The organism is Maribacter corallii (genome assembly GCF_047345415.1).
Classification (GTDB): Bacteria; Bacteroidota; Bacteroidia; order Flavobacteriales; family Flavobacteriaceae; genus Maribacter_C.
On sequence record NZ_JBLFEP010000005.1, the window covers coordinates 161925 to 187356 of the forward strand.

General features: G+C 42.7%; 22 protein-coding genes. 13 read left to right on the plus strand and 9 right to left on the minus strand.

The genetic code is table 11. From position 1 onward, the window contains the following. Positions 1-2: 2 nt before the first annotated feature. Together carB and rpmH are read right to left on the minus strand one after the other, a co-directional pair. Complete coding sequence (gene carB, locus ACKWCA_RS18240; RefSeq protein WP_413979665.1) at positions 3-2855, minus strand: carbamoyl-phosphate synthase large subunit; 2853 nt, start codon at positions 2853-2855, stop codon at positions 3-5. Between the two features lie 116 nt (positions 2856-2971). Further along, positions 2972-3133 (minus strand): 50S ribosomal protein L34, encoded by a 162-nt coding sequence (gene rpmH / locus ACKWCA_RS18245; RefSeq protein ID WP_084696363.1) that lies wholly within the window; start codon positions 3131-3133, stop codon positions 2972-2974. A 190-nt stretch (positions 3134-3323) separates the two neighbouring features. On the opposite strand from rpmH, the gene ACKWCA_RS18250 reads away from it, so the two are divergent. Together ACKWCA_RS18250 and ACKWCA_RS18255 are read left to right on the plus strand one after the other, a co-directional pair. Then, complete coding sequence (locus ACKWCA_RS18250) at positions 3324-4208, plus strand: DUF6263 family protein (RefSeq protein WP_413979666.1); 885 nt, start codon at positions 3324-3326, stop codon at positions 4206-4208. A gap of 6 nt (positions 4209-4214) precedes the next feature. After that, positions 4215-4730 (plus strand): DUF2892 domain-containing protein, encoded by a 516-nt coding sequence (locus ACKWCA_RS18255; protein ID WP_413979667.1) that lies wholly within the window; start codon positions 4215-4217, stop codon positions 4728-4730. 94 nt (positions 4731-4824) lie between these two features. Here ACKWCA_RS18255 and ACKWCA_RS18260 read toward each other — a convergent pair whose 3' ends face one another. Next, complete coding sequence (locus ACKWCA_RS18260; RefSeq protein WP_413979668.1) at positions 4825-5775, minus strand: lytic transglycosylase domain-containing protein; 951 nt, start codon at positions 5773-5775, stop codon at positions 4825-4827. Positions 5776-5820: 45 nt separating this feature from the next. Continuing rightward, positions 5821-6483, minus strand: coding sequence for an alpha/beta hydrolase (locus ACKWCA_RS18265; RefSeq protein ID WP_413979993.1), 663 nt, complete (start codon positions 6481-6483; stop codon positions 5821-5823). A gap of 172 nt (positions 6484-6655) precedes the next feature. Here ACKWCA_RS18265 and ACKWCA_RS18270 point away from each other — a divergent pair, with 172 nt between their 5' ends. Then, entirely contained in the window at positions 6656-6949 is a 294-nt protein-coding gene (locus ACKWCA_RS18270) for a GNAT family N-acetyltransferase (RefSeq protein WP_413979669.1), read from the plus strand. 45 nt (positions 6950-6994) lie between these two features. Here ACKWCA_RS18270 and mtaB read toward each other — a convergent pair whose 3' ends face one another. The 3 genes from mtaB to ACKWCA_RS18285 all read right to left on the minus strand — a co-directional run bounded on the left by mtaB (position 6995) and on the right by ACKWCA_RS18285 (position 9992). Further along, positions 6995-8323: a tRNA (N(6)-L-threonylcarbamoyladenosine(37)-C(2))-methylthiotransferase MtaB gene (gene mtaB, locus ACKWCA_RS18275; RefSeq protein WP_413979670.1), complete on the minus strand. Its 1329-nt coding sequence runs from the start codon at positions 8321-8323 to the stop codon at positions 6995-6997. Between the two features lie 95 nt (positions 8324-8418). Further along, positions 8419-9594, minus strand: coding sequence for a GlmU family protein (locus tag ACKWCA_RS18280; RefSeq protein WP_413979671.1), 1176 nt, complete (start codon positions 9592-9594; stop codon positions 8419-8421). Between the two features lie 89 nt (positions 9595-9683). Then, a complete protein-coding gene (locus ACKWCA_RS18285) occupies positions 9684-9992 on the minus strand; it encodes a type B 50S ribosomal protein L31 (protein ID WP_413979672.1) in 309 nt (102 codons plus the stop codon). Positions 9993-10174: 182 nt separating this feature from the next. Between ACKWCA_RS18285 and ACKWCA_RS18290 the strand changes: the two genes are divergently transcribed. The 8 genes from ACKWCA_RS18290 (at position 10175) to ACKWCA_RS18325 (ending at position 17419) form a co-directional block, all read left to right on the plus strand. Further along, on the plus strand, positions 10175-10696 hold the full coding sequence (locus ACKWCA_RS18290; protein WP_413979673.1) for a DUF4199 domain-containing protein: 522 nt from the start codon (positions 10175-10177) through the stop codon (positions 10694-10696). 41 nt (positions 10697-10737) lie between these two features. Then, positions 10738-11706 carry a glycosyltransferase family 2 protein gene (locus tag ACKWCA_RS18295; RefSeq protein WP_413979674.1) on the plus strand — a complete coding sequence of 323 codons (969 nt, stop codon included), beginning with the start codon at positions 10738-10740 and terminating at the stop codon, positions 11704-11706. A 27-nt stretch (positions 11707-11733) separates the two neighbouring features. Then, complete coding sequence (locus ACKWCA_RS18300) at positions 11734-13443, plus strand: phospho-sugar mutase (protein ID WP_413979675.1); 1710 nt, start codon at positions 11734-11736, stop codon at positions 13441-13443. Then, a complete protein-coding gene (locus ACKWCA_RS18305; RefSeq protein ID WP_413979676.1) occupies positions 13443-15266 on the plus strand; it encodes an ABC transporter ATP-binding protein in 1824 nt (607 codons plus the stop codon). Before ACKWCA_RS18300 ends, ACKWCA_RS18305 begins: the two co-directional genes overlap by 1 nt. 112 nt (positions 15267-15378) lie before the next feature. Continuing rightward, entirely contained in the window at positions 15379-15921 is a 543-nt protein-coding gene (locus ACKWCA_RS18310; protein ID WP_413979677.1) for an RNA polymerase sigma factor, read from the plus strand. 72 nt (positions 15922-15993) lie between these two features. Further along, complete coding sequence (locus ACKWCA_RS18315) at positions 15994-16506, plus strand: hypothetical protein (RefSeq protein ID WP_413979678.1); 513 nt, start codon at positions 15994-15996, stop codon at positions 16504-16506. Beyond that, a complete protein-coding gene (locus ACKWCA_RS18320; protein WP_413979679.1) occupies positions 16499-16954 on the plus strand; it encodes a hypothetical protein in 456 nt (151 codons plus the stop codon). The genes ACKWCA_RS18315 and ACKWCA_RS18320 overlap by 8 nt, the downstream gene beginning before the upstream one ends. A 111-nt stretch (positions 16955-17065) precedes the next feature. Then, complete coding sequence (locus tag ACKWCA_RS18325) at positions 17066-17419, plus strand: DUF6515 family protein (protein WP_413979680.1); 354 nt, start codon at positions 17066-17068, stop codon at positions 17417-17419. A 44-nt stretch (positions 17420-17463) separates the two neighbouring features. On the opposite strand, the gene ACKWCA_RS18330 is transcribed toward ACKWCA_RS18325, so the two are convergent. Then, complete coding sequence (locus ACKWCA_RS18330) at positions 17464-18492, minus strand: WD40/YVTN/BNR-like repeat-containing protein (RefSeq protein ID WP_413979681.1); 1029 nt, start codon at positions 18490-18492, stop codon at positions 17464-17466. Between the two features lie 72 nt (positions 18493-18564). Between ACKWCA_RS18330 and ACKWCA_RS18335 the strand changes: the two genes are divergently transcribed. After that, positions 18565-19776, plus strand: coding sequence for an RsmB/NOP family class I SAM-dependent RNA methyltransferase (locus ACKWCA_RS18335; protein ID WP_413979682.1), 1212 nt, complete (start codon positions 18565-18567; stop codon positions 19774-19776). A gap of 77 nt (positions 19777-19853) precedes the next feature. Here ACKWCA_RS18335 and ACKWCA_RS18340 read toward each other — a convergent pair whose 3' ends face one another. After that, positions 19854-21449: a zinc-binding metallopeptidase family protein gene (locus tag ACKWCA_RS18340; protein ID WP_413979683.1), complete on the minus strand. Its 1596-nt coding sequence runs from the start codon at positions 21447-21449 to the stop codon at positions 19854-19856. A 215-nt stretch (positions 21450-21664) separates the two neighbouring features. On the opposite strand from ACKWCA_RS18340, the gene purL reads away from it, so the two are divergent. After that, positions 21665-25348 (plus strand): phosphoribosylformylglycinamidine synthase, encoded by a 3684-nt coding sequence (gene purL / locus ACKWCA_RS18345; protein ID WP_413979684.1) that lies wholly within the window; start codon positions 21665-21667, stop codon positions 25346-25348. Positions 25349-25432 lie beyond the last annotated feature (84 nt).

Below are 25432 nucleotides of genomic sequence, written 5' to 3' on the forward strand. Positions count from 1 at the left end.
TTTTATTTTGACAGGTACATCTTTCTCCTCCCGTAAAGATCATAAAACTGATCATCTTTGAGGCTGTCAATAAACAAAATGCTCTCTCCGGTACTCTTCATCTCAGGTCCCAGGTTCTTATTCACATTCGGGAATTTATTGAATGAGAAAACAGGTTGCTTTATGGCAAAACCTTCAAGCTCTGGTTTGAAATCGAAGTCCTTGACTTTATTGTGACCTAACATTACCTTGGTCGCATAATTGACATACGGCTCCTTGTAGGCTTTGGCAATAAAGGGTACCGTACGCGATGCCCTTGGGTTCGCCTCAATTATATATACCTTATCATCTTTGATGGCAAATTGAATATTGATAAGTCCTACCGTATTCAAAGCCAACGCTATTTTTTTGGTATGGTCCTTTATCTGCTGCATCACAAACTCGCCCAGGTTGAAAGGGGGTAGTGTTGCATTGGAATCCCCAGAGTGGATACCGCAAGGCTCAATATGTTCCATGATTCCTATGATGTATACATCTTCGCCGTCACAGATAGCATCTGCTTCGGCCTCTATGGCCCCATCGAGGTAATGGTCGAGCAACAGTTTGTTATTAGGAATCTTTCGCAATAAATCAACGACATGGGCTTCAAGATCCTCTTTGTTAATCACAATCTTCATTCCTTGTCCGCCCAATACGTAAGAAGGTCTTACCAATAACGGAAATCCTAACTCATCGGACAATTGTAAGGCCTCATCTGCAGTTTCGGCCACTCCGAATCTTGGATAAGGAATATCATTTTCTTTCAATAATTTGGAGAAGCTTCCACGATCTTCTGCCAAATCCAACGATTCGAAACTTGTTCCAATAATCTTGATGCCATATTTCGATAACTTTTCAGCAAGTTTCAGCGCGGTTTGCCCCCCCAACTGTACAATAACCCCTTCTGGTTTTTCGTGACGGATAATGTCGTAAATATGTTCCCAAAATACAGGTTCAAAATAAAGCTTATCGGCAGTATCGAAGTCGGTGGAAACCGTTTCGGGATTACAGTTGATCATAATCGTTTCATAACCGGCCTCTGATGCGGCCAGAACTCCATGAACACAGCAATAATCAAACTCTATCCCCTGCCCGATTCGGTTCGGTCCTGAACCCAATACAACTATTTTCTTTCTATCGGTCACAACACTATCGTTGGCGACATACCGTTCGCCTTGGGCCGTTTCGACTTCTGCCTCGAAAGTGGAGTAGTAATAGGGGGTCATCGCTTTAAACTCCGCGGCACAGGTATCGACCAGTTTATACACCCGATTGATACTCAACTCCGTACGCTTATTGTATACTTCACTCTCATAACAATCCAGCATATGCGCGATCTGGCGATCTGCAAAACCTTTTTGCTTTGCTTCAAGCAACAATTCCTTTGAAAGCGTAGCGATGGTGTATTTCGAGATTTCCTTTTCCAGTTGGTAGAGTTCTTCATACTGCTTCAAGAACCACATGTCTATTCTGGTGATATCGTGTATTCGACTTAAGGGAATGCCCATCTGTATGGCATCATAAATCACAAATACCCTGTCCCAGCTCGGAATTGTCAACTTGCTGATGATTTGGTCATAATCCTTATAACCCTTTCCATCGGCGCCTAAACCGTTTCTTTTGATTTCTAGGGACTGGGTGGCCTTGTGTAAAGCCTCCTGAAATGATCGGCCGATACCCATTACTTCACCTACTGCTTTCATTTGTAGACCCAAGGTACGGTCAGACCCTTCAAATTTATCGAAGTTCCATCGCGGTATTTTAACGATAACGTAGTCCAAGGTAGGTTCGAAAAGTGCAGATGTCGATTTGGTAATCTGATTTTCCAATTCATCTAAAGTATAGCCAATGGCGAGTTTTGTAGCGACTTTTGCAATGGGATATCCTGTTGCTTTAGACGCCAAGGCCGAGGAACGCGAAACCCTTGGGTTGATTTCAATCGCTATGATTTCTTCCGCTTCATCCGGACTCACTGCGAACTGCACATTACATCCGCCTTCAAAATCACCGATACTGCGCATCATATGAATAGCCATATCACGCATTTTTTGATAGGTTTTATCCGAAAGGGTCATGGCCGGTGCCACGGTAATGGAATCACCTGTGTGAATGCCCATGGGATCCATATTTTCAATCGCACAAATGATGACCACATTGTCGTTCTTATCGCGAAGAAGCTCCAACTCAAATTCTTTCCATCCCATCATGGCTTTATCGATCATCACCTCATGAATAGGTGAGATCTCTAGCCCTCTACTGAGCAGTTCGTCGAAGTCTTCAGGTCTATAGACTATGGAAGCCCCGGCTCCACCAAGCGTATACGAAGCTCGTATCACTAATGGAAAACCAAATTCTTGAGCGATTTCCTTTCCTTTTAAGAAAGAGGTCGCTGTGGCCTGAGGAGCCATGCCAACTCCTATTTTGCCCATTAGTTCTCGGAATTTCTCGCGATCTTCCGTAATATTTATGGCATCGATATCGACGCCGATCATGGCTACATCGAAATCATCCCAAATACCTTTCTCATCTGCCTCAATACATAAGTTTAGGGCAGTTTGCCCTCCCATCGTAGGTAATACAGCATCAATATGAGGATGTATTTTCAGAATTTCGATAATCGATTTGGTCGTCAACGGTTTTAAATACACGAAATCGGCCATCGAAGGGTCGGTCATTATGGTCGCTGGGTTGCTATTGATCAATATGGTCTCAATACCATCTTCACGCAGGGAGCGCAGTGATTGCGAACCGGCGTAATCAAACTCGCAGGCTTGGCCAATAATAATCGGGCCCGAACCAATAATCAAAACGGATTTTAAATTTTTTCTTTTCGGCATGTTCTATAGGTGCTTTGCAATTAAAAATTAGATACTTAGAGTGTAAATAAGGCATAAAAAAAAGGTGCTACTTTAAAAAAGTAACACCTTCAATATTTTTAAAAATACGGAATCATTTATTTTTTGTGTCTCGGCTCGGATGATACAGTTAATTTTTTTCTACCCTTAGCTCTTCTTCTGGCAAGAACTTTTCTACCGTTTACAGAAGCCATACGCTCTCTAAAACCGTGTTTATTTTTTCTTTTCCTCTTCGAAGGTTGAAATGTTCTTTTGCTCATCGTTTAATACGTATTAAAAACTTGTGTGAAGGTCAAGTCCAAATTGCTTGCCTAAAACTGGGCGCAAATATACGAAGAGTTTTTTCTTTGCCAAATGCAAATGAGAAAATATTTTTCAGCCTCGTCTGCTACCCTACGTTTTGATTTTAGTATTTTTGCCAGAATTCGTTTTCAGGTCTAAAATCGCTCTATGAAATACACACTAGCGGTACTCTATATCTTTTTTTTCAGCATAACCCTAAATGGGCAAACCGTTCTTGGGTATCAACTTAAAAAAGGGGATGTCTTCAAGGTAAAGCAAAATGCCAAGCAACTCATTACGCAAGAACTGGATGGAGCGTCACACGTACTGACCAATACTCTTGATGGTATTCTAGAATTTACCGTCATCGGCGAATCCAATGATGCCTATACCATTGCCTTTCAGTTCAAGGATTTGAATCTGCTGATGGACTCCAGTATTCAGGGGGAACTAATGAACGTTCGCGCCAAGGAGGTTTCCGAGGAGGATATCCAATCAAAAATGTTCAATAGCCTCTTGGACCAGCCGGTGGAAATGATGCTCGCAAAAACAGGTAATATTTTAGAGGTCGTCGGGGGAGATAGCTTAGTGGCCCAAATGGCAAATTCTTCAGGACTTGAAGATGAGTTTTCAAAGAACCTAATGAAAAAATCATTGGAGAAAGAATTTGGCTCGGAAGCGCTTTCCAGTAGTTATAAGCAGATGACTTTCATATATAGTGATCATCAGGTAGCCGTCGGCGATACATGGCAGAATGAATACACCGGTAAGCTGAATGCCCAAAATACTTGGACTTTGGAGGCACTTGAAGATAAAACCGTGACCATTTCAGGAAACGCTGATGTAACGATGGACATTAACGAACAGGCGACCACAATGAACTTAATGGGGTCACAGACCACTGAAATAACGGCCGATCGCAATACAGGCTTTATCGAGTTTATGACCGTCGAGAGCGAGGCAAAAGGGGTTTCCACTATGGCGCAATTGGGTGATCAAGAAATACCGACCACAATTACATCAACCATCACATACAAACTAATAGAAGAATAAAGACATATGTTCAATAAAGTTTTCAAACTCATCATAGCGGGACTCATTATCGCCTATGCAGGATATCAATTTTACGAAGGAAATATCGGAAACGGAATTTTCTTGATCTTGCTCTCCTTAATATTCATTTTCCTATATTTTAGAAACGAAATGATCTTACTCGCGTTCCTTAGAATGCGAAAGCAAGATCTACAGGGCACGCAAAAATGGCTTGATAAAATAAGTAAGCCCGAAGCGGCGCTAACCACGAAACAGCAAGGGTATTACAACTACTTACATGGTATCATTCATTCCCAAACAAATTTGACACAAGCCGAGAAATTCTTTAAAAAAGCCTTAAAGTTAGGCTTGACCATGGATTACGATGTCGCTATGGCAAAACTTAGTTTGGCTGGTATCGCCATGCAAAAACGGCGAAAAAGAGAAGCGACCATGCTGCTGTCCGAAGCCAAAAAATTGGATAAAAACAATATGCTTACAGAGCAGATTCGAATGATGCAACAGCAGATGAAGCGAATTTAACCAGTTGGAATCATTTCTATACGGCATGAAAAACCCCGTATTCTTCTTAACAGCGGAATACGGGGTTTTTTATGACTCTACTTTTAAAATTCGATTAGGGCGCAGTGGTTTCCCTGTAATACCCCTTATTGGGAATCTCGATCGTATATTTCTTTCCAGATTGATTGTTCAGATGTGGTTCGCGCAACCAGGGATTGTGACGTTTTAAAATCTTATAGTTGATTTCATACTGTTTTGCAAAATCAGCGAAGTTCGTGACCGGCGTATCCACTTCTATAGTAAAAGTAGGCACTGCTTGGTACTTATCCTCATCCTCCAGCTCAAAACCATATTTTTGGGGATCGGATAAAATCTCCTTGATTGCCATAATCCTAAATACATAGCGGCCGGTTTCTTGGCCCAATAGCAAATCGTAATAGTCGTGCACCTTTTGAGTTCTCAAATACTTATCTACCGATCCCGTTCCCGTGTTATATGCTGCTGCAGCCAAGGTCCATGAACCGTATTTTTCTTTGTATTTCTTCAAGTACCTGCACGCCACCTCGGTCGATTTTTCCAAATGATAACGTTCGTCGACGTTCTGGTTTATTTCTAACCCGTACTGTTTTCCGGTAGCCTTCATAATCTGCCAAAAACCAGTAGCTTTCGCATGGGAAACTACATTTTGCAATCCACTTTCAGCGACTGCCAAATACTTGAAATCATCGGGCACGCCATTTTTGGCTAAAATCGGTTCAATGATAGGAAAGTACTTGTGTGCTCGCTTCATCAATAAGACGGCATTGGACTGCCAATACGTATTCACCAAAAACTCACGATCGACACGTTCGAGAATCTCGGGATCTTCTTGAGGCACTTTCTCGCCCGCGAAGTTCAAATCCTCTGGAATATCTATAGCGGATATTTGGTATCCATCAGCGACATTTTTTTCGGCGATTTCCTCCTTTAAGTGAATTAACTCATTCTTACTTTGCACCGCAAAAATTAAGGTACTCACGACGACAATGACGCCGATGGCCATCAATAAATTCTTAAGGATTTTCATAGCTTTTGATTAATTTGGTTACTCAAAGGTATAGATACAACTCGCTTATTGCAAAATAATTGTGGGGAGGTGCTCATTAAACCATTTTGCTCGATGAATGATCATCGTATGTGTGCCCTGTTTAATAGGAATACAATCCTTAATATTCGAAATAGGAAACACATTGTCTTTTTCACCATGAATATGAACCATACCATCAGGACAATAACCTGGTTTCCAGTTCACGATTTGATCGATAGACCAATCGATGTAATGTTTATCACGTATCGAAAGATATTCTTCGTAGAGCGCCAAACGCTTGGTAACGGTTTCCCCAAAGGCGTATTTAGCCAATAGCTCCACATTGTTCACAATCCCGGTTGGTAATAATTTATGAATTTTGGTGTACTTCGCAAATTGCATCCGTTTTGGCAATTCAGACTCGTGTTTGACACTTGAGACTACGATGACTTTTTTGGTCTTTACGTATCTGGCCATCTCTTGTACCAACATTCCCCCAAAAGAAACACCTAATAAGACCGGGGTTTCATGTTTTATTTCTTCTGTCATCTTCAAAGCGTACTCAGACAGACTCATATTCTTCTGTGGAACGAACCAATGCAGTGTATGAAGCTCAAACTGGGCTTCCGGCAATTGAATATATCTAAATATAGAAGGATTGGCTGCCATCCCGGGCATCAAATACACATGTATCTTATCATCTGTCATTGGGGCTTTCAAGCTTGGTTTTTTAGGAATTTCACATTTTTTTCACTAATTTTGTAAACTACTTTAGAAAAAAAGGGCCTACTCCTTAACAACTAACGTAAAAGTAGATAAAATTACGGACTGAGAACCCCGTAATTTTTTTGTCTTGAACCAAATATTAAAATCAAACTATATGAATGAAGTAGAAATTAAGGACAACAGTTTCTTGCGTCAATTTGAAACTAGTGTTGACGGACATCTAGCTAAGATTGAATATTCTTCGCAAGAACGAAAGGTTTTTTTAACCAAACTGGTTATCCCCGAAGCTATTGAAAAAAAAGATTTTAGAGAAGATTTCATCAAATCTGTTTTGCACCACATTCAAGAAAAAAATCAAAGGGTGGTACCAACAAGCCCTCAAATTGCAGGTTTTTTAAGAAAGAACAGGCAATACAAAGAAATGCTACCGGTTGGAATACGTATCTAACCCTACAGTTCAAGCACATTGAAAACCTCCTTTTAGGAGGTTTTTTTATGCCTGTACCGTACTGGGCATAAACTCAAAACGCACCAAACCGTCCTCGACGATTTCGGTTAGCCTAACCTGATGTAGGGTATTGACCAATTCAGGATTCCAAGGAGCCTTGACCTTTACATAATTTTCGGTAAAGCCATGAATATAGCCCTGTTTATTTTCGCTTTCGAACAATACCGTTCGCGTGGTACCCAATTGACTCTCATAAAATGCCCTTCGCTTTTTGACCGAGAGCCCGCGTAACATCTTACTGCGCTTGTTACGCACCTTTTTGGGCACTGCATCATCCATTTCAGCGGCCGGCGTATTATCCCGTTCAGAATAGGTAAAGACATGTAGGTAAGATATCTCAAGAGCATTCAAAAAGTGGTAAGTCTCTAAAAAATGGGCATCTGTTTCTCCAGGAAAACCAACAATAACATCTACTCCGATACAGGCGTGGGGCATGACCTCCTTTATTCGGTTGACCCGCTCGACGTATAGATCACTCATATACCGTCGACGCATCTTTTTTAACAGCGCATCGGAACCGCTTTGCAGCGGAATATGGAAATGTGGCACAAATGAGTTACTCTGAGCCACAAAATCAATGGTTTCGTTTTTTAGAAGATTGGGCTCGATCGACGAAATACGTAGGCGATGAATACCGTCCACTTCATCTAGGGCTTTGACCAAATCCAAAAAGGTATGCTCATGTTTCTTATTTCCGAATTCACCTTTTCCATAATCACCAATATTCACTCCAGTGAGCACTATTTCCTTGATTCCCTTCGCTGAAATCTCGGCCGCATTGCGTAACACATTTGCTAAAGTATCGCTGCGAGATATCCCACGAGCCAGCGGAATGGTACAATACGTACATTTGTAATCACAACCATCTTGCACTTTTAAGAAGGCCCGCGTACGATCTCCGATGGCGTAACTGCCTACATAGAAATCCGCCTCTTCTATTTCACAGGAGTGTATCGCTCCCAAATCGTTTTTGGTAAGGTCATTCACATAGTCGGTGATCTTGAATTTTTCGGTAGCTCCTAACACTAAATCCACACCGTCGATCGCAACAAGTTCCTCAGGCTTTAATTGGGCATAGCAACCAATTGCCGCCACGAAGGCCTCAGGATTCACTTTCTGGGCCTGTCGCACTATGGTCTTAAAACGCTTATCGGCATTCTCGGTGACCGAGCAGGTATTGATGACATATAAATCGGCATGATCGGAAAAGTCCACCCGTTCAAATCCTTCTTCCTGAAAACTTCTGGCAATCGTAGAGGTTTCCGAAAAGTTCAGCTTACAGCCTAAAGTATAAAATGCGACTTTTTTTTTCACTATACTGATGATATGGTTTCATTCAACGATTTTGGCACTTGAACGAAGTACTTCAACCAAAACTCCATTGCCTTTTATGAAAAGGAGTTCCTATTTTAATAATTACGCCATTTCTTGGTCAGCTCAAAAACATGCTCCAAAATCTTGGCTTCGGTTTCATTGAACTCTACTCCCCGTCTTGCCATCATGACCTTGGCGGCCTCAAAGGCCCGTTTGGGCAAATACTCTGTAAAACCGGATGCACCGCCCCAACTAAAACTAGGGACGAAATTTCGTGGAAATCCCGGTACGTAGATATTGCAATTGACGCCGATGACTGTTCCCGTATTGAACATGGTGTTGATGGCCGTCTTACTGTGATCGCCCATCATCAACCCGCAAAATTGGAGTCCGGTTTGATCAAAACTTTCTGTTTCATAATTCCAAATACGCACTTTAGCATAGTTATTTTTCAAATTGGAATTATTGCTATCCGCACCGATATTACACCACTCCCCCAATACCGCATTCCCTAAATAGCCTTCGTGACCCTTACTGGAATACCCAAATATTACGGCATTGCTAACTTCGCCACATACTTTTGAATGGGGGCCTATTGTGGTCGGACCGTACATCTTACCCCCCATCTTCACCACGGCATGATCACACAGGGCAAAACCACCCCGGATGAGGCTACCTTCCCAGATTTGTGCATTTTTGCCAATATAGATAGGCCCTTCGGTGGCATTCAAAATACTGTATTCCACACTCGCGCCTTCTTCAAGAAAGATATGCTCTGCATGGATAACGTTATTGGTATCGGAAATGGGAGCACTTTTCCTTCCCGCCGTAATCAAATCAAAATCGGCCTGTAAAGCTTCCCCGTTTTTCGAGAAAATATCCCAAGTATGTTCAATTCGAAAGACCTCCTCCTTAAAAGCTATACAGTGATAGGTGGTGAAATCCACTTCTTGTTGCGATTCTTTGGAATAAAAGGCAATCACCTCATCCTCCATAAAAATCGCTTCGTTCTCCTTCAAATCCTGAATCGCACTGACCAGTTGTTCAGTGGGTAAAAAAGAAGCATTGATCAACACATTCTCAGGCATCTCGACCATGGGAAACTTCTCCGTCAAATAATCTTCTGTAATTGTCGTGATCGTATTCCCGAGGTATTTTTCCCATTTCTCACGGATGGTCAAAATACCGACACGGATATCCGCTACCGGTCTTGTAAAGGTGAAGGGAAGCAAAGCATCCCGCACCGGGCCATCAAAAAGGATGTAGTTCATCAAAATAGAATTTTGGGCAAAAGTAACAAAAAACGCCTCCGACACTGAGTATCGGAGGCGTTCGGTATGTATATTCTACAAGATACTCCTTATTTCTCCTCCTTGCTTTCTTCAGCTTTAGGAGCTTCTTCAGCTGCAGGTGCCGCTTTTTTCTTGAATTTGTCGTACTTGCTTTTGAACTTATCGATTCGTCCTGCAGTATCCAAGAATTTGGCTTTACCAGTGTAAAACGGATGGGATGTTCTTGAAATCTCTAACTTCACTAATGGATATTCGACGCCGTCCACCTCTAAGGTTTCCTTGGTCTCGGCAGTCGATTTCGTCAAAAACACATCGTCATTGGACATATCTTTGAAGGCTACTAACCTGTAATTTTCTGGGTGTATTCCTTTTTTCATGGTTATAAAATTTAACGCACCCATTCCGACAGGCACTCATTTTAAGGCTGCAAATTTAATGAATTCTCCGAAATCCACAATCAAAAAGTAAAAAAAGAAAATTGAAAAACCGTAACTTGAAGATGTAACAAAAATCGAGTTTGTTCAACTAACGTTAAGTACAACCTAAAAACACGATACAAATGGAAGAAAATTTACCTAAAACCGGAAAGTTCGCTTGGACCTACGGCCTGCTCTTGGGCCTGGCGAGTATTATTTTCTCTTTGATGCTCTATTTTGCCGAATTGCACTACGAACAAAGCTGGTCGGTTCGAATTATTGGAATTATACTTACCGTAATAGCCATTTTTCTGGCTACTTCACAGTTCAAAAAGGCAAACGGCGGACTATTAAGTCTATCGCAGGCATTAAAACTGGGTGCCGGCATTGGTCTGGTCGGAGGTATTATCGCTCTAGCATTTTACTGGGTACTCACCAATGTGATTGAACCCGATTTTATGGAAAAGGCAATGGCAATCGCAAAGGTTCAGGCATTTGCTGATAATCCGAAGTTAACTGAAGAACAGTGGGCGCAGGGTATGGAAATGCAAGGGAAAATCGCATGGCTTGCCTATCCTATAGGAATTATACTTAACGTGGTCATCGGTCTGATCATTGGCCTGTTCACCGGTCTGATCTTGAAAAAAGGAAAAAACGCAATTTAACTTCAAAATCGTACTTTTGAAAAGTAAATCAGAAGTGCGCAATGCAGCTATCCATTGTTATTCCCTTACTTAACGAAGAAGAATCTTTGAAAGAACTCCATGATTGGATTGTATCCGTGATGCAATCCAATCATTTTTTGTATGAAATTCTTTTTATCGATGATGGCAGTACGGATAGCTCATGGGATATTATTTCAAATCTGGCGTCGGAAAACCCTGCCGTAAGAGGTATTCGGTTTCAGAGGAACTTCGGTAAATCACAAGCGTTACATGCCGGGTTCAAAGCCGTACAAGGAGACGTCATCATTACTATGGATGCAGATTTACAGGATAATCCCGAAGAAATCCCCGAACTATATCGTATGATACATGAAGAGGGATATGAGCTGGTTTCCGGATGGAAAAAGAAACGCTATGATTCCGTACTCTTTAAGAACATGCCCTCGAAACTCTTTAATTGGGCGGCAAGAAAGACTTCAGGCGTGCGCTTGCACGATTTCAACTGTGGATTGAAAGCCTACCAAAAGACAGTAGTGAAATCCATTGAAGTTTCCGGTGAAATGCATCGCTATATACCGGTTTTGGCAAAGAATGCCGGATTCTCAAGAATCAATGAGAAAATAGTCAAACACCAAGCCCGTAAATACGGTAAAACTAAATTTGGCATGGAACGATTTATCAATGGATTTTTAGATTTGATCACCATCTGGTTTGTTTCGAAATTCGGCAAACAGCCCATGCACCTTTTCGGGGCCCTAGGAGTGATCATGTTTCTTATCGGATTCGGATTCGCCACCTATTTGGGAATCGACAAACTGTTCATCAATACAACGGGAAGACTGATTACGGATAGACCACAATTCTTTATAGCATTGACCGCGATGATTATCGGAACCCAATTGTTTTTGGCTGGTTTCTTGGGCGAAATATTGATCAGGTCAAGAAAGAACGAAGCGCGATACACGATTTCCGAAGAAACAAAAGTCAGTGAAGAACTATATTCTTCGTAAATTTATCGCCTTAAAAAACACTACGTTATGGATACCATTCTAGAAACTGCCAAAGGCTGGCTTAGCGATTTTTTTGATACCGATGTAAGGTCCGAAGTTCAAAATCTAATAGACAGTGACCCAGAAGAGTTAAAAGATCGTTTTTATAAGAACATGGAATTTGGAACCGGCGGTATGCGTGGAATTATGGGTGCTGGTACCAACCGAATCAATAAATATACCTTGGGAAAAAGTACGCAAGGACTAAGTAACTACCTGCGTAAATCATATCCTGACGAAGCCATCAAGGTGGTCATAGCATACGACTGCCGTCATAATAGTGATACCTTGGCGCAAACCGTGGCAGAGGTATTTTCCGCAAATGGAATTAAAGTTTTTCTTTTTTCAGAACTACGTACGACTCCCGAGCTCTCTTTTGCCGTACGTCATTTGAACTGTCACGCAGGTATTGTCTTAACAGCATCGCATAATCCGCCGGAGTATAATGGATACAAAGTGTATTGGACGGATGGTGGCCAAATTGTTCCACCCCAAGACGGTGCTATCATAGCAGAAATCAATTCACTCTCCTTTGAAGACATTAAGTTTTCCGCAGACAGCAGTATGATCGAAAGCATTGATAAAGAAGTTGATAAAGCGTTTATTGACGAATCGGTCAAAAACGGAAGTTTCAATGCCGATGGAAAGGCGGATTTCAAAATTGTCTTTACCTCTTTACACGGCACTTCGATTACCGCAATTCCCGAAGTGCTGAAACGGGCCGGATACGAAAACGTGACCATTATCGAAGAACAAGCAAAGCCGGACGGAGCTTTTCCCACAGTGGTTTCCCCAAACCCAGAAGAGCCGGAAGCACTTTCTATGGCGGTTGCCAAAGCAGAGGAAATCGGGGCCGATATGGTTGTAGGAACCGACCCGGATAGTGATCGCCTAGGCATTGCCGTGCGTAACCTTGAAGGAAAGATGGAAATCGTCAATGGCAACCAGGCCATGGTATTGATGACCAAATTTCTTTTGGACCAACACAAAGAAAAGGGGTTTCAGGGCAATGAGTTTATTGCAACTACCATTGTGTCTACCCCAATGATGGAGGCCATGGCCAAAGCCTATGGCGTGGAGTTCAAAACAGCACTTACGGGCTTCAAATGGATCGGTAAGATGATCAAGGACTTTCCCCAGTCAAAATTCATCGGCGGAGGAGAAGAAAGCTTCGGATATATGGTCGGTGACTTTGTACGTGACAAGGATGCGGTGACCTCTACCCTACTCGCTTGTGAAATCGCAAGCCAGGCCAAAGCCAATGGAAGTTCTTTCTACAAAGACCTTATTGATTGTTATGTGGATTTTGGCTTCTATAAGGAACATTTGGTATCACTGACTAAGAAGGGAATCAGTGGTGCAGCGGAAATCAAACAGATGCTAGAGGATTTTAGGGATAATCCTGTGGAATCCGTAGCCGGTTCTAAAGTTCGGTGGATCGAAGACTATAACACCTCGATTGCCAAGAATGTGATTACCGGTGCAGAAAAGATCATGGACCTTCCGAAGTCAAACGTACTGATCTATGAAACGGAAGATGGTACTCGAGTTGCGGCCAGACCAAGTGGTACGGAGCCGAAAGTAAAATTCTACATCAGTACGAATACGACACTCGAGAATGCCAATGAGTTCAAAAAGGTGAATGCAACATTGGATTCAAAAATTGCCACTATTCTTTCCGAACTGCAATTGAGTTAATGGACTATTTCAAAAAAATCCTCCATTTTGCGAAACCGTATCGCAAATACGGATATCTGAACATTCTGTTCAACATACTCTATGCCCTGTTTAGTGCACTCTCTTTTGCGGCACTCATCCCCATGTTGAACGTGCTGTTCGAAAAGGACAAACCCATTACCCAACTACCTGAATATACCGGTTTAGGGGGAGCCAAGGATTATATCATGGACTACCTCGGATACCATGTCACCCAGTACGCCGGGGCGGATAAAATGAAGGGGCTGGTGTTAGTCATTGGTTTAATATTGGTTCTATTCTTGCTTAAAAACCTCTTCAATTATCTGGCCATGTATTTCATCACATTTCTTCGGAATGGGGTTCTCAAGGATATCAGAAACCAGATGTATGTAAAAATTACGGAACTCCCCGTCGCCTATTACTCCGAAAAAAGAAAGGGCGATGTCATTGCGAGGATTACTTCCGATGTACTTGAGATACAACATTCGTTTCTATCCGTATTGGAACTGATCGTACGTGACCCCTTGACCATTTTGTTCACGATCATCATCATGTTCGGCATTAGCGGAAAGCTCACCCTTTTTGTGTTCATTTTTATTCCTATTGCCGGAGGCATCATTTCATGGATCGGAAAATCATTAAAGAAACAATCGGATGACGTTCAAAAAGAACAGGGCAATTTTCTTTCCATAGTTGAGGAGACATTAGGAGGCTTGCGCGTGGTCAAGGCATTTAATGCCGAATCCAAATTTTACCGAACTTTTTCAAGCTCGACCAAACGTTTTTTTGATTTTAGCAACAAACTTCTGAATCGACAAAACCTAGCGTCCCCGACAGGGGAATTTTTGGGTATTTTGGTCATTGGGGTCTTATTATGGTTCGGTGGCAAAATGGTGATTGTGGAAGAAACTTTGGATGCGGCATCTTTTATCGCCTATATGGGATTGGCTTATAACATACTAACGCCTGCCAAATCAATGAGCAAGGCCTCATATGGGGTTAAAAAAGGGAATGCCGCTGCAGAACGTGTATTGGAAATTCTTGAAACCGAAAATCCCATCATTGAAGCTGAGAATGCCTTGGATAAAAAAATCTTCGAAAAAGGTATCCATCTGGAAAATATCTCCTTTAAATATGAGGACGACTATGTACTTCGAAATTTTGATCTCGAGGTTCCCAAAGGGCATTCCGTAGCACTTGTCGGACAATCGGGTAGCGGAAAAAGTACCATTGCAAATCTAGTGACACGTTTTTATGACGTCAATGAAGGGGCGATCAAAATCGACGGGGACAATATCAAAACCCTTTCCAAGAAATCACTGCGTAGTTTACTCGGTTTGGTCACTCAAGATTCCATATTGTTCAATGATACCGTACGAAGTAATATTGCCCTTGGAAAAGAAAGCGCCACGGAAGATGAAATTACAGAAGCCGCCAAGATTGCCAACGCCCATGAATTCATATCTGAATTACCCAATGGCTATGACACCAACATCGGTGATGGAGGAAATAAACTGAGTGGAGGGCAAAAACAACGATTATCGATTGCTCGGGCCGTTTTGAAAAATCCACCGATAATGATCTTGGATGAAGCTACTTCAGCTCTTGACACTGAAAGTGAACGTCTGGTGCAGGACGCCCTAGAAAAGATGATGCGAAATCGTACCTCCATTGTTATTGCACACCGATTGTCGACCATACAGACGGCAGACACTATCGTCGTGCTCCAAAAAGGAAAAATAGTCGAACAAGGATCTCATGAAGCGCTGCTCGCCAAAAAAGGCAACTATTTCAAGCTCGTGGAGATGCAATCACTGGGCTAGTTCTTCGACCAGGCGGTACTACCTTAAAACCGGAAAGCAGCCCGACTTATTCTCGGCGATTAAACCTTTTTGTAATTTTAAGGTCAAAGAGAAGAATCCAAACAAACGACTATTGCTAGCAGAAGCCGATTTAGTAGATCAATTGAAAGATCCGAGTACGCAATCAAAGGCCTTTGAGGTATTGATAGATACCTATAAGCAACGGCTTTATTGGCATATTCGTAGAATCGTGCTCAACCATGACGATGCGGATGATGTGCTACAGAATACTTTCATTAAGGTGTACCGAAGCATTGGTGGGTTTAAAGGGGATAGCAAACTCTATTCTTGGATGTATCGTATCGCGACCAACGAGGCGCTGAGTTTTTTGAAGATCAAGTCAAAAAAACAGGGCATTACCAGTGAAGAAGTGCAAAATCAATTATTGGACAGTTTGCAGGCGGATGTGTACTTTGAGGGAGATCAAATTCAACTTAAATTACAACGGGCTATTGCCAGTCTTCCTGAAAAGCAAAAATTGGTGTTCAATATGAAGTATTTTCAGGAACTGAAATACGAGGAAATCTCGGAAATATTGGATACATCCGTTGGTGGACTCAAGGCTTCCTATCATTTGGCGGCCAAAAAAATAGAGGCTTTTCTAAAAGAAGAATGAATTAAGAACAACTACCAAAATTGGAAAAAAAACGATTAAACCTTTTAAAGTACCGATAGTCAAATTAATGTAATGGAAGAGTTAGATAAAAATAGTCCGTTTAAAACACCCGAAGGTTACTTTGATAACTTGACCGACAAGTTGAAGGACAAATTGAGCGAAGAGAAGCTCAACCTGCCTGAAGGAGTTGATTTCACGGTACCTGAAGACTATTTTGACAACTTGAAAAATAGTATTCAAGAAAAAATCACCTTGTCTGAGACCAAGGTAGTTCAACTACATCCATATAAAAGATATTATGTTGCGGCTGCGTCAATTGCGGCCATCTTTGTGATGCTTATCGGATTAAATTGGAACGCTACCGGCGAAACCACTTGGGACGATTTGGCCAATGCTGATATTGAAACCTATTTTGATACCAATGAACTAGGACTGACCACCTTTGAGATTGCCGAAGTCTTACCCATAGACGAGCTGGAAATCGACGATATTTTGGAAAATCAATTCGAAGAAGAAAATGTCATCGACTATTTAAATGAGAATATAGATGATATCAAAGACCTAAACCTTGAAGATTATGAATAAGAAACTACTTTTGGTCATTGCATTTTTGGCCCTGACCAGTACCTTTTATGGTCAGCGAAGGCCAGACCGGGAAAAGCTAAAATCGTTGAAGATCGCTTTTTTGACGGAAAGGCTAGACCTCTCAAACGATGAGGCCGAAGCTTTTTGGCCTGCCTATAACAAACACGAAGAACGGATGAACGGCTTTCGAAAAATCGAACGTCAAGAAATTCGAAGTAAGGCTATGGATTTCGATGCGCTTACTGAAAAAGAAGCAGAGGAATTACTGAGCAAGCAAATGTCACTTGAAGCAGAAAAACAGACGGAGCAACAGGCCTTTGTCAAAAAAATGAAAGGCATACTGTCTGCCAAAAAAACAATAATCCTTCTGAAGTCCGAAGAGGATTTTAAACGAAAACTGATACAGCAGTACCGACAGCGGCGCAACGGCGGTGGCGGATTCCGATGATTCTTGAATATTCGATGAAATACGCAAAAAAGGGGCTTTATAGCCTCTTTTTTCATTAAACCCTGTCAGATATTTAGAGTCAAAAAGAGGTAACCCTTAATAAATTAAACTATGAAAAATCTAAAAGTAGTACTCGCTATGATCTTGGTATTCGGAATGACAGCATTCGCGACAGCCCAACGCAAGGTAGTTAAAGTGTATCCAAAACACGGTACCGTGGTCACCAAGGTATACAACCCCAAGGTTGTAGTACACAACAAAGTACGATTTCATTTCGCCGATGGAGTTTGGTATAAACCAAGAGGAAAGCGATTCGTGGTTTGTGCGGCCCCTGTGGGCATTCAAGTCAGACATTTGCCTAGAGGAAATAAAGTCGTAAAACTTAGAAATGGAAGGAAAGTGTACAAATACAAAGGTGTATGGTACAAGAAAAAAGGAAGAGGTTATGTCGTGGTGAACGTATAATCCGAATCACAAACAAAAAAGGGGAAGCTCTAGAGCTTCCCCTTTTACTTGAAGGTCAATTTAGAAATACGGTTTTTGCCCGCAGCATACGCCACGGTGTCGTTTAAAAATCGGAGTGTGTAAAAACCCTCTTCCGACAGGGTTTTCCACTGTGCGCCGCTATCTTTTGAATAGGAAATGCCCGTGAAACCAATCGCTACGATTTCCTTCCCTCCCCCACCTGGTACAAACTGAATACAGCTTTTATACCCTGGATCATTTCCGTCCGCTATTAATGACCATGTTTTTCCTCCATCACTGGTTATCGCCTTATTTCGCAGGTTACCCTCGGGTTTTGTAAAGTCTCCACCTACAGCTATCCCCAAATTTTTGTCATGAAAATCAATGGAAAAGATTCCCTCGGATTCCGCCACGGTACGTACAGGTGTCGTTATTGCTTCCCAGGTTTTTCCTTTATCCGGTGAATATAAGATTCGTTTCGTTGTTGCGACCCAAGTATCATTTCCGAATACCTCGATGTTGGTATTACTTGCGGCGAAAGCGCCCTCTCCGCCTATACTCTTAGGTAATTGCTGACAATCGAGCTTCGTCCAAGTAAATCCGCCATCCCTGGTAATGGTAATAGAAATACATCCATCGACCGTATCACCAACGGCAATGCCTTCATCCGCATTCCAAAAAGCTATAGCATCGTAGAAAACCCCTTCTCCCTCTTCCATATATACCAAATCCATCTTACCGTTATCCCCCGTCTTATAAAGTAGGGCCGGATTTCCGATGGAAAGCATAAAAAAGTCTGCTTTGTTCGTTGCGATGGCACGGTATTCCGGAATGAGCGTATGATATTTTTCGACATTCGTGCGTACTTTTCCCGATTCCAGATCAACCGTACCATAAGTACCTTTGTTCGCTGCAAAGGACAGTGTGTTGGAATCTAAAAACGTGATGGCTCGGATACTCAAGGAATCTTCGTAGACCGGTTCAATGGATACCGTTGTGAAAGCGATTCTTTGTTGGGTCTCATCACACGAAATGACCGAACAGAAAAAGAGAAAAACCAGCAGATAGCGCATATGTATAAAGTTTATCAAAAATAAAGGGAATCGTACCGAATACAATACCTTTGCAGCCTGAATTTTCGTAAAATGAAATTACATAGAAACTTGGTATTTGCCGTGATAGACGGACTCGATTTAATCTTCAATGAAGGAGAATATGCCGACAAAGTGGTACAAAAAGTTTTAAAATTGGATAAACGCTGGGGCGCACGAGATCGTGGATTTATCGCCGAAACCATTTACGAAATGGTGCGTTACAAAAGGTTGTATGCGGAAATAGCGGACGTAAGAGTGCCCTCCAGAAGGCAAGATTTGTTCCGTATGTGGGCCGTTTGGGCAGTATTGAAAGGAATAGAGCTGCCAGATTGGAAACAAATCGAACCGACACCTGAACGCCGAATCAAGGGAAAGTTCGATGAATTATCGAAAATCAGAAAATTCAGGGAAGCGGTTCCTGATTGGATCGATGAATTGGGAGAGAAAGCATTGGGCGACCAATTGTGGACGGAAGAATTGGCCAAGCTCAATCAACCAGCGGAAGTGATTTTACGCACGAATACACTAAAGACAACCAAAGAAAAGCTTAGAAAGTCGCTTTTAGAAGAAGGTATCGATGTAGAACCGATCAAGGGCTACGCCTCGGCACTACGTTTACCTCAACGCGCCAACGTATTTCAAACGGAATCATTTAAAAAAGGATTCTTCGAAGTGCAGGATGCCTCTTCGCAACTGGTAGCCGAGCTTTTGGATGTTAAATCCGGTCAGCGCGTAGTGGATACCTGTGCTGGCGCCGGCGGCAAATCGCTTCATCTGGCGGCACTTATGGAAAACAAAGGCCAACTCATCTCCATGGATATTTATGGCAGCAAGCTGAAGGAACTAAAACGGCGGGCTAGAAGAAACGGGGCTCATAATATCGAAACCCGTGAGATCTCCTCGACCAAAGTGTTCAAGAAACTCTATGGAAGTGCGGATCGCGTGCTTATCGATGCACCCTGCACGGGTCTGGGCGTACTGCGAAGAAATCCGGATTCTAAATGGAAAATGCAACCGGACTTTTTAGAAAAAATCACTAAGACCCAGCACGACATTATTCGTTCGTATAGCAAAATAGTTAAAGTAGGTGGTAAAATGGTCTATGCAACCTGTTCCATACTGCCACAGGAAAACAGTGAACAGGTCAACTCGTTTCTCGACTCAGAAGAAGGGAAGGATTTCTCACTGGTGAAAGAAAAGAAAATCTACGCTTCAAAAAGCGGATTTGATGGCTTCTATATGGCGCTTCTGGAAAGAAAATAAGGGCTGACCACCAATAGTTTCCCCTCTAAAAAGAGGGGATTAATAGGTCTGCGAAACTGAAATGATTACTTACCAGTTCATTTTTGTTTCAAAGTAGGGTACTCCACCCCCAACTGTTCCAAATACGAATCATACTTTGTTTCGTCATAGTAGAATTTCTCCAATTCAGAACGAAACTCACCCTGCTTATCTGTATTCAAGTAAATAGGAGGCATATCTTCCGCCGAAATCATAGGTTCATACGTATCCTCTTTACTTTGCACATCGTTGAAGTAGGTCCAGGCATCTTTTAATAACTGGGGTTTCAACAGAAAATCGAGAATGGTCATTGCTTCGGCTTTCGCTCCTGCAGTAACACCCTTATGCGCTATGGGTGTTGCCATGGCGATGGCGTTGCTCCAATGGTGCCCTTGAAGTCCGGGAATATTGGAAGGAAAACGCATGGTTACCGTAGGTATCTTCCAAGAAATATCCCCAATATCATCGGAACCTCCGCTAATAGGATCTTTGACCGGTAAACCAAGTTTCATCAATTCCGTAGCCAATCCTTCAACTTTCTTCGAATTTACCTCGGTCTGTACGGCCTTGGCCAGGGCCTGATCCTCTGCGGACCATTCTGGCAAACCTACTTTTTGGATATTGGCATACATTGTTTCCGCAATCACTTTATTGAAATGTCTGGGCCATGCGGCACCCAAAACGCGAGAAGTCATTTGAGTTCCTGTCATCAGTGCGGCCCCTTTTGCCATATCATTCGCCTCCGCATACATCTCCATGATGCCTTTATACTTTATATCCCTAAAATAAAACCAGATGGCCGCTTTGGAAGGAACCACATTGGGCTGGTCACCCGCATCCGTAAAAATGGAATGGGATCGTTTTAAGGGATGCAGATGCTCCCGTTTGTAATTCCAACCGATATTCATAAGTTCTGCCGCATCCAAGGCGCTTCTTCCACGCCACGGTGCTCCGGCCGAGTGAGCTGCTTCTCCCTCGAACAAATATTCTACCGATATCAGTCCTGTACCCCGAGTCGGTCCATAAGAGACACCAAGGTTGCTGCTCACATGGGTGAAAATGCACATATCTATCTTATCGAAAAGTCCGTCGCGAACATACCAGGCCTTCGAACCTAAGAGCTCTTCCGCAATGCCTGGCCAAACCAAGAGCGTACCCCCGATATTCTCACGCTCCATGAGTTGTTTTACGGCTAGTACGGCACTAATATTCAAAGGAATACCCGAATTGTGCCCCTCACCATGCCCAGGAGCACCTTCGACCATCGGTTTGTGGTAGGCCACTCCAGGATACTGTGATGCCTTTGGAATACAATCCACATCACTTCCCAAAGCAATGACCGGACCTTCACCATTGCTCCATTTCGCCATCCACGCAGTTGGGATTCCCGAAATGGAATTCTCGATTTCAAAACCGTTTTCTTCAAGTATACTGGTCAAGTATTTGGAAGATTCAAACTCCTGAAATCCCAATTCGGCGAAGCTAAAGACCTTGTCTACCATCACCTGCGATTTTTTGTGGTTGGCCTGAACGATTTGGGCAGCTTCGGTTTTGAGTCGTTCAATTTGCTTTTTAGAATATTTCTTTTGGGAATAGACACTAGTAATAACAATAAGCATACAGCTCATCACTACAGCGATTTTAGATAGTTTCATAAGGGTCGGATTTTTTGAATTAGCTATTCCTAAAAGTACAAAAACAAATAACACCCCGATTCAATCCATCATTTCCGAGCAAGAAATCTATTTATCCGGAATGAGAGTTGATCTTATCAACATACCCCGTTCAAAACTGTTTGAAATCCATTGACGAAAAGTCTTAAAAAAACGTAATTTTACGGCTTTCTTAAACCTAACAATTCAAACGGTCGATGATTCACTTTTTCGGGGAGGTAACTACCAAAGTTTTTGCAGTTGAAACCCATCAAGAACTTTCACAAGAAGACATCAATAAGCTCATCTGGTTGTTCGGCAACCGACCTAAAATACATATGGCGTCTCTAGACGCCTTTTTTATTGGTCCCCGAGCCGCCATGATTACCCCATGGAGTACGAATGCCACGGAGATTACCCAAAATATGGGGGTTTCGGGTATCCGTAGGATTGAGGAATTTCAAAGAGTCAATGAGGCTTTTAGCGATTTTGACCCGATGATTTCACAAAAATACAATGGTTTGGGCCAAGGAGTTTATACAATTGACGTACAGCCCGAAGCCATTTTGGAGATTGATGATATTGCCGCCTATAATCAACAAGAAGGGTTGGCATTAAATGATGAAGAGGTATCTTACCTCAATGGCTTGGCAGAAAAAATGGGTCGCAAACTGACCGATTCAGAAGTCTTTGGTTTCAGTCAGGTGAACTCGGAACACTGTCGTCATAAAATCTTTAATGGCACCTTCGTCATTGACGGTGAAGAGAAGCCGACCTCACTCTTTAAGCTCATTAAGAAAACCTCGCAAGAAAATCCAAACGATATTGTGTCGGCCTATAAAGACAATGTTGCCTTTATAAAAGGTCCGAAAGTGGTGCAATTTGCTCCGAAAACGGCAGACAAACCTGATTTTTATACAGAAGAGGAATTTGAGTCCGTCATCTCCTTAAAGGCCGAAACGCATAACTTTCCAACCACGGTAGAGCCTTTCAATGGTGCCGCAACCGGATCCGGCGGGGAAATACGAGACCGTTTGGCAGGGGGTAAAGGCTCATTACCTTTGGCAGGTACGGCGGTGTATATGACGGCCTATTCCCGACTAGAAGAAAAGCGCTCATGGGAAAACGGAATGCCCGAGCGGGAATGGCTTTACCAAACCCCTATGGACATTTTGATCAAAGCATCGAACGGGGCTTCCGATTTCGGCAATAAGTTTGGACAGCCATTAATCGCAGGATCCGTATTGACCTTTGAGCATCAAGAGGATGCTTCGACTGCAATCGGCAACACACGTAGGCTCGCGTATGACAAAGTCATTATGCAAGCGGGGGGAATCGGCTACGGAAAAGCAGAACAAGCCTTAAAGGATACCCCGAAAACCGGTGATAAGATCATCATTCTAGGCGGTGACAACTACCGAATTGGAATGGGCGGTGCTGCCGTTTCTAGTGCGGATACAGGCGAATTCAGTTCGGCGATCGAATTGAATGCGGTACAACGTTCAAACCCTGAGATGCAAAAACGAGCGGCCAACGCCATTCGTGGCATGGTAGAGAGTGACCGGAATTCCATCGTGTCCATTCATGATCATGGCGCCGGAGGACACCTCAACTGCTTATCTGAACTGGTGGAAGAAACCGGAGGAAAAATAGATTTGGACAAATTACCTATTGGTGACCCTACCCTATCCGCAAAGGAAATCATTGGCAACGAGTCACAAGAGCGCATGGGTCTAGTTATCGGTAAAGACAATGCCGCTCTACTCGGCAGGATCGCTGAAAGAGAACGTTCACCGATATATGAAGTAGGTGATGTTACGGGCGATGATCGCTTTACTTTTGAATCGAAAACCACAGGTGAAAAACCAATGGATGTGCATTTAACCGACATCTTCGGAAGTTCGCCAAAAACGATATTGACCGACACTTCCATTCAAAGAACTTATGTCGATCCAACGTATTCATTGGAATTCTTCCATGATTATTTGGAACAGGTACTGCAATTGGAAGCCGTGGCCTGTAAAGATTGGCTCACCAACAAAGTAGATCGCTGTGTGGGCGGTCGTGTGGCCAAACAACAATGCGTTGGTCCTTTGCAATTGCCGCTGAACAATATAGGGGTAATGGCTCTGGATTTTAAAGGGAAAGAAGGTATCGCCACTAGCATAGGTCACTCCCCTATTTCAGGACTTATCGATCCTTCCGCAGGAAGTAAGAATAGTATTGCCGAAGCGTTGACCAACATCATTTGGGCACCTTTAAAAGACGGACTACAATCCGTCTCACTTTCAGCTAACTGGATGTGGCCCTGTAAAAACGAAGGTGAAGACGCTCGTTTGTATGAGGCCGTACAAGCCATTTCGGACTTTGCAATCGCTTTGGGCATTAATGTTCCTACCGGTAAGGATTCCCTATCCATGAAACAGAAATACAAAGATGGCGATGTAATTAGCCCGGGAACGGTCATTATTTCCGCTGCGGGAAACTGTGATGACATCTCCAAAGTCGTGGAGCCTGTTTTACAAAAAGACGGGGGAGGCATCTACTACATCAATCTGTCAAAAGACCACTATAAACTTGGTGGTTCTTCGTTCGGACAGGTCTTAAATGCAGTCGGAAATGAAGCACCGACCGTAAAAGACGATGCCTATTTCAAATTGGTTTTTAATTCAATTCAAACTTTAATTAAACAAGGGCAAATTGTTGGAGGGCATGATATTGCCTCAGGAGGATTGATAACCACACTTTTAGAACTGTGTTTTGCCGATCTTGATTTGGGAGCCGAATTGGATTTGACCGATTTGGGGGAAACCGATACGATAAAAGTATTGTTTTCAGAAAACGCCGGTATTGTTTTTCAGTCAACCGATGACTCCATAGAAACTGTACTAAATGCAGTAAACATTGATTTCAAAAAAATCGGAAAGGTCACTACGACGGCGGAATTGACGATAAGGAACGGCGGAATGCAAATGGGCTTGAATATCGCCTCGTTGAGAGATATTTGGTTTAAAACCTCTTATTTATTAGACGATAAACAGACTGCAAATGGCCTGGCCAAAGAGCGATACAACAACTATAAAGAGCAACCATTACGTTACCGATTTCCTAACACCTTTACAGGAAAAATATCGGATTCATCAACAATAAGACCTAAAGCCGCTATCCTCCGTGAAAAAGGTAGCAATTCGGAACGAGAGATGGCCAATGCCATGTATCTCGCAGGCTTTGATGTCAAAGATGTGCACATGACCGATTTGATTTCCGGCAGAGAGACCTTAGAGGATATCCAATTTCTAGGAGCTGTTGGAGGGTTCTCCAATTCCGATGTGTTAGGCAGTGCCAAAGGTTGGGCAGGTGCGATCAAGTATAATGAAAAGGCCAATAAGGTTATCAAGGATTTCTTTGCGCGCCCAGATACGCTTTCCGTCGGTATCTGCAATGGATGTCAACTATTTATGGAATTAGATCTCATCAATCCGGATCATGAAGTACATGGCAAGATGACCTATAATGAATCTGGAAAACACGAGAGTAATTTTACATCGGTCAAAGTTTTGGAAAATAATTCCGTGATGCTTTCGAATCTAGCCGGAACTACCTTAGGGGTATGGATATCCCACGGGGAGGGAAAATTTAGCTTACCCCTGTCCGAAGACCGGTATGATATCGTGGCGAAATATGGCTACGAAGGCTATCCGGCGAACCCTAACGGAAGTGATTTTAATACCGCTATGCTTTGTGATACGACGGGACGGCACTTAGTGACCATGCCACATATTGAACGTTCAACATTTCCCTGGAATTGGGCGAACTATCCCATCGATAGAAACGATGAAGTCTCTCCATGGTTGACGGCATTTTCAAATGCCAAACAATGGATTCTTCAAAATAAGGACTAAGCCTTGCCGTTTTCGGTCTTCGATACGGACGACCTATTCTCATGAAGCGAAAGCCAGTAGGTTATTACAGGGCTAATTTTTAAC